Annotated in this window: 2 protein-coding genes and 3 pseudogenes; 3 read left to right on the forward strand and 2 right to left on the reverse strand. The window is 44.5% G+C overall.

The genetic code is table 11. The features are described from left to right. A pseudogene (locus ACESR9_RS06265) lies at nt 1-1,883 on the forward strand (hypothetical protein); the annotation flags it as partial. Between the two features lie 317 nt (nt 1,884-2,200). Here the strand turns inward: ACESR9_RS06265 and ACESR9_RS06270 are convergent. Further along, a pseudogene (locus ACESR9_RS06270) lies at nt 2,201-3,580 on the reverse strand (KxYKxGKxW signal peptide domain-containing protein); the annotation flags it as partial. Nucleotides 3,581-3,761: 181 nt separating this feature from the next. Then, nucleotides 3,762-5,516, reverse strand: coding sequence for a MucBP domain-containing protein (locus ACESR9_RS06275; RefSeq protein WP_373106079.1), 1,755 nt, complete (start codon nt 5,514-5,516; stop codon nt 3,762-3,764). Between the two features lie 22 nt (nt 5,517-5,538). Between ACESR9_RS06275 and ACESR9_RS06280 the strand changes: the two genes are divergently transcribed. Beyond that, nucleotides 5,539-5,769, forward strand: coding sequence for a hypothetical protein (locus tag ACESR9_RS06280; RefSeq protein WP_373106081.1), 231 nt, complete (start codon nt 5,539-5,541; stop codon nt 5,767-5,769). A 153-nt stretch (nt 5,770-5,922) separates the two neighbouring features. Next, nucleotides 5,923-6,511: pseudogene (locus tag ACESR9_RS06285) on the forward strand (hypothetical protein); the annotation flags it as partial.

Below are 6,511 nucleotides of genomic sequence, written 5' to 3' on the forward strand. Positions count from 1 at the left end.
ATGCAGACGCTGAGACTGATTCAGACGTTGAAACCAACTCAGAGGCTGAAATTGACTCGGATGTTGATACTGATTCAGAGGCTGAAACCGACTCAGACGTAGAGGCCGACTCAGAGGCTGAAACCGACTCAGACGTAGAGGCCGACTCAGAGACTGATGCTGACTCAGAGGCTGACGCTGACTCAGACGCTGATTCAGAAGTTGACGCTGACTCGGACGCAGAGGCTGATTCAGAGACTGAGAATGATTCTGATGTTGAAACTGACTCAGACGCTGAAACTGATTCAGAGGTTGAGACAGACTCGGATGCAGAAACCGACTTAGATGCAGAAACTGATTCGGATGTCGATTCCGATTCAGACGTAGACACTGATTCAGATACAGAAACCGACTCGGATGTTGATACTGACTCGGACGTTGAAACTGACTCAGACGTTGATACTGATTCGGATGTCGAGAGTGATTCAGAAGCAGATGCAGATTCGGATGTTGATACTGACTCAGACGCAGAAGCTGATTCGGATGTTGATACTGACTCAGACACAGAAGCTGATTCGGATGTTGATGCCGATTCGGAGACTGAAACTGACTCAGAGGCTGACGCTGATTCGGATGTTGACACTGATTCGGATGCAGATGCAGATGCCGATTCTGAGGTCGACACTGATTTGGATGTTGAAACCGACTCAGACGCTGAAACTGATTCAGAGGTTGAGACAGACTCGGATGCAGAAACCGACTCAGATGTAGAAACTGATTCTGAGGTTGAAACCGATTCGGATGCTGATGTTGATTCGGACGTTGAGACCGACTCAGAGGCTGAAACTAACTCAGAGGCTGACGCTGATTCAGAGGCTGACGCTGACTCAGATGCAGAAACTGATTCTGATGTCGATTCCGATTCGGACGTTGAAACTGACTCTGAAGCCGATATTGATTCAGACGTTGAAACTGACTCGGACGTTGAGACTGATTCGGATGTTGACACTGATTCTGATGCAGATGCAGATGCCGATGCCGATTCTGAGGTCGACACTGATTTGGATGTTGAAACCGACTCAGAGGCTGAAATTGACTCGGATGTTGAGACAGACTCGGATGCAGAAACCGACTCGGATATTGAAACTGATTCGGATGCTGATACTGACTCAGAGGTTGAGGCTGATTCGGATGTTGACACCGACTCAGACGTAGATACTGATTCAGAGGTTGATGCTGACTCGGACTTAGACACCGATTCTGAGGTTAACGCTGACTCAGACGTCGAGACTGACTCAGAGGTCGAGACTGATTCAGAAGCAGAGGCTGATTCAGAAGTTGACACTGACTCAGACGCAGAAGCTGATTCGGATGTTGACACTGACTCAGATGTAGATACCGACTCAGACGTCGAGACTGACTCAGATGTAGACACTGATTCTGACGTTGACACTGATTCCGACGCTGAGACTGATTCAGAGATTGAGACTGATTCCGACTCTGACACTGACTCAGACGTCGAGACTGATTCGGAGGTCGAAACTGACTCAGAAACAGAAACTGATTCAGAGGTTGATGCTGACTCGGATGTTGACACTGATTCAGATACAGAAACCGATTCGAACGCAGATACTAATTCAGACGTTGAAACTGACTCAGACGCAGAAGCTGATTCAGAAGTTGACGCTGACTCAGATGCTGATTCAGAAATAAATGCCGATTCGGATAGCGATACCGATTCTGACACTCGTTCACTCTCCGAAACTGAGGTGGAGACTGTTACGGACTCACTAGTGCTGGCTGATACCGAAGCTGATACAAGAGCACTCTTTGAAGCAAGCTCTGATGCACGAACAGATTCGAATCGGCTTGTCGAAATAGACTCTGAATTCGATACAGATTGACTATATTCTGTTGAGTCCATCGTTACCGCAACCAAATTACTTGCATCCGAATAAACCGGATGATCACCGTAGAAGATGAGAGCTTTTGCATTCACTCCACCTGACTGCAAGGGCACTGTAGGCACTACTATCACCTGACCAGAAGCATCGGCTACTGCTCTTCCAACTTCTTCGTCATTGTTATACAAAACGACTGTCGACCCAGGATTGGCACCTGTCACTGTTACAGGTGTCTGGGTATTCGCTTTCTCCAATAGTCGCGTCGTAACTGTAGGTACCGGAAGGTGCTTGACAGGGACAGTCACATCATTTGAAGTGTTATCTTTATAAGTAATAGTCACTACACCTGACGCTGAGACAGAATACTCCTTGAAGTCCTTCGAGCTCACAATTTGGGGATTAGAGGTCTTGAACGCTTCCCAGATCCTATCTTTCTCAACCTCTGCTAGATTGCTAGTATCGTTGACATAGAGCTCGGTCGCTACATCTCTAATCGGGTTACGAATGCCGTCATTTTGAGGTAAAACTTTAATTCGGAAAGAGCGATCAATAAACTGATTGTTCGAATTGGTAAAACGAACTGTAATCGTATAAGTCTTTCCGGGTTCTACGACCTCATTTTCTCCAACTTTCCCTTCGATCAACATAGGTGCGAACGGAGATTTCAGAGTCGCATTGGGAACTAAAACGCCTTCAACGCGCTCACTATTTGGAGCATATCCCATATAGGTCAAGATAACCCCACCATTTCGCTCTCTTACAATGTACTGTAGCTTAACAGGGTCTGAATTGTAAGCTGTAATCAAATAATTATTCGCAGGTCCACTCATGAAAAACGGCGCACGAAAACGATTCTCTGCATCTAACGAACTGCCCGTGCGCGGATCTCGTTGACCCGAAGTAGCACGGAGCACCGCATTAGCTAAGCGATTCCGAGCACTCTTTGCTTGGCTTTCAACAGCTTCAATTTGAATCGCTGGATTGGACAAACCGCTACGAATCGCTTCTAAAGCAAAATCTCCACTCTCAATCGCAGCTTCCGTTCCAGGTATCTCCAAAGCCTGAGCACGATAGGCGTATAAATCCAAAGCCAAGGCTTGTAGACGTTTTACGTCTTCCTCTGAGCGAGTGGTTTGATTCTCGTTTACTTTCTCACTGATTTCAGGATCCTGTTCAGAAACTAACGGACTGTCTACATGACTAACTGAACCACTTGTAACATAGGATTCGCTCAAAGAAACCGACTGTGATAAAGAACTGCTTTTTGAAACAGACTGACGACCTGACTCCGTATGTGATAGGGATTCACTGACAGACCGGTTCATTGATCCAGAATCTGTAGCAGATGTCGTTCCCAAAACAAAACTGTCCTGACCAACCACACCTGTTGTTGGAATGATTTCAGATTCGAGAAACGAACTCACCTCATTTTCCTCTGCCAACACAGGGGTAGCAATTGTAGTTGCTCCAGCAAGAGCCCCCAACACAAGGATCCCTTTAGAAATCGGAGCAGGAACTGGATCAGCAGAAGTTTCGAAAGGTCTCACGATTTTATCAGTCGCATCACCACGAGAGATACGAAAAAACCCTAGTTGCGAGATAGATGCCCGCACCCAAGTTTTTCCTGACTTGATTAATTTAAATCGCGTGATTCGCTCCGTTTCGCGAAAATCACCCTTCGAACGTTTGAAAAACATGTCCGCTCCTTAAAAATAAGATATCGAGTTATTATACACTAATTTTCCCCAAAAGTAACTAATTAAGACTAGTTTTTAACATAAAAAACAGCACACAAAAAGAGAACCCGGAGGTTCTCTTTTTGGATCCTTTTTCATTTCCCACATACCTGAAATGACCGAATCAAATTAGGGTAGAAGATTATTTTTCATCTTCTTTTTTGCGGCTTCCAAGCGCTGCAACCCCTGCAACCCCTGCAACTGCTCCAAGAAGAGCTGAAGCTACAGATCCTGTTTCACCAGTATTTGGAAGTTGTTCAAGAGCTGGAGCTGGTTGAGCTGGTTGCTCAGGAACTGGGTTCACTGGTGTATTAGGTGTTGGATCTACCGGTGTGTTTGGTGTTGGATCCATTGGTTTATTAGGTGTTGGATCTACCGGAGTATTTGGTGTTGGAGTTGGTGGCACTGGAGTGTTTGGTGTTGGAGTTGGTGGCACTGGAGTGTTTGGTGTTGGAACGTTTGGAGTCTTCACAAGTTTGTAAACATAAGTAACGTTCTTATCACCTTCGATAACTTTACCAGTTGTTGGGTCAGTTGTTGTCAAGTGACCTTCACCGTCAACGTTACCTACTGGGTAGTTACCTTGTGGTACCAATTCATAGACTTTACCATCTGCAGTTGTGATTGTCTTAGGACGGTTATCCACAACTGTATCGTAGTCTTTACCTACTGGTTGGTCTTTTTCATCCACTACTGAAGTCTTGATAGTGTTACCATTTTCATCTACATAGTGAACGTATACATTACCCTTAGGTTGTACAGGTTCTTCGACAAGTTTGTAGATGTAAGTAACGTCTTTACGTCCTTCAACCACTTTACCAGTTGTTGGGTCTGTTGATTCAAGGTGACCTTGAGTATCTACTTTACCAACTGTGTAGTTTCCGACTGGTACGATTTCGTAAGTTTTACCTTCGAATTTAATGTACTGTGGACGGTTGTCTTCAACAGTGTTGTAGTCTTTACCTACTGGTTGGTCTAACTCATCTGTTACTGATTCTTTAATGGTGTTACCTTCAGTATCTTTGTAGTGTACGTATACGCTACCCTTAGGTTGAGTTGGTTCTTCCTTCACTTCTTTGTAAACGTAAGTGATGATTGAACGTGGTTTATCAACTTTACCTTTAATTGGATCAGATGATTCTAAGTGTCCATCGCCATCAACTTTACCTACTGGGTAGTCACCTTTCGGTACGATCTTGTAAGTCTTACCGTCTGGAGTCTTGATAGTATTAGGTTTTTCACCTTCCTCAGTTGTGTTATATGGTGTGTCATATGGTGAGTTTGGTGTGTCTTGACGAGGTTTTTGAATTTCTTTACCATTTTCGTCTACGTAAGTGATGATGACGTCACCTTCTTTAGGTTTCGTTGGATCTTCTTTCAATTTGTAGACGTAAGTGACGTTCGTATCATCTTCAGCAACTTTACCAGTTGTAGCATCTGATGACTTAAGGTGACCTTGTTCGTCGACTTGACCTACTGGGTAGTTACCAGCTGGTACCAATTCGTATGTCTTACCTTGGAACTCGATCGTGCTTGGACGGTTGTCTACTACTGTATCGTAGTCCTTATCAACTGGTTGATCTTTTTCGTCAGTTACTGATTCTTTGATCTTGTTACCATTGACGTCAACATAGTGAACGTATACGTTACCCTTCACTTCTTCATAAACGTAAGTGATAGTTGATTTAGGTTTATCAACTTTACCTTTAATTGGATCAGATGATTCCAAGTGTCCATCGCCATCAACTTTACCTACTGGGTAATCACCTTTTGGTACGATCTTGTATGTCTTACCATCTGGAGTCTTGATTGTGTTAGGTTTTTCACCTTCCTCAGTTGTGTTATATGGAGTATCATATGGTGAGTTTGGTGTATCTTGACGAGGATCTTTAATCACTTTACCTTTTGTATCTACATAAGTGATGATTACTTCACCTTGTTTAGGTGTTTCACTTTCAGAATTTGATGAAGAGTTAGATGCTGATTGTGATACAGATGTAGAAAGTGATGTTGAAGCCGATGTACTCAATGATGCTGATTGGCTCGCAGATACTGATGCTGATTCAGATGCTGATGTGCTCAATGACGCTGATTGGCTTGCAGATACTGATGCTGATTCAGACGCTGATGTGCTCAATGATGCTGATTGACTAGCTGATACAGAAGCTGATGCTGAAGCCGATGTGCTCAATGATGCTGATTGACTCGCAGATACTGATGCTGACTCAGATGCTGATGCGCTCAATGACGCTGATACTGATTCAGATGCAGATGCAGATTCAGATGCTGATACTGAAGCCGATGTGCTCAATGACGCTGATTGGCTTGCAGAAGTAGATGCTGATGCTGATGCTGATGTGCTCAATGACGCTGATTGGCTTGCTGAAGTTGATGCTGATGCTGAAGCCGATGTACTCAATGACGCTGATTGGCTAGCAGATACTGATGCTGATTCAGATGCTGATGCGCTCAATGATGCTGATTGGCTTGCTGATACTGATGCTGACTCAGATGCTGATGCGCTCAATGACGCTGATACTGATTCAGATGCTGATGCAGATTCAGATGCTGATACTGATGCTGATTCAGACGCTGACTCAGACGCTGATGTTGATTCAGAAACTGATTGGCTTGTTGAAGCTGATTGTGATTCTGAAATAGATTGCGATGCTGATTCAGATGCAGAAGCTGATGCGCTCAATGATGCTGATTGGCTTGCTGAAGTAGATGCTGATGCTGAAGCCGATGTGCTCAATGATGCTGATTGGCTCGCAGATACTGATGCTGACTCAGATGCTGATGCGCTCAATGACGCTGATTGGCTTGCTGAAGTAGATGCTGATGCTGAAGCCGATGTGCTCAATGATGCTGATTGGCTCGCAGATACTGATG

Source organism: Streptococcus parasanguinis (assembly GCF_964238605.1).
Lineage (GTDB): Bacteria > Bacillota > Bacilli > Lactobacillales > Streptococcaceae > Streptococcus > Streptococcus parasanguinis_AJ.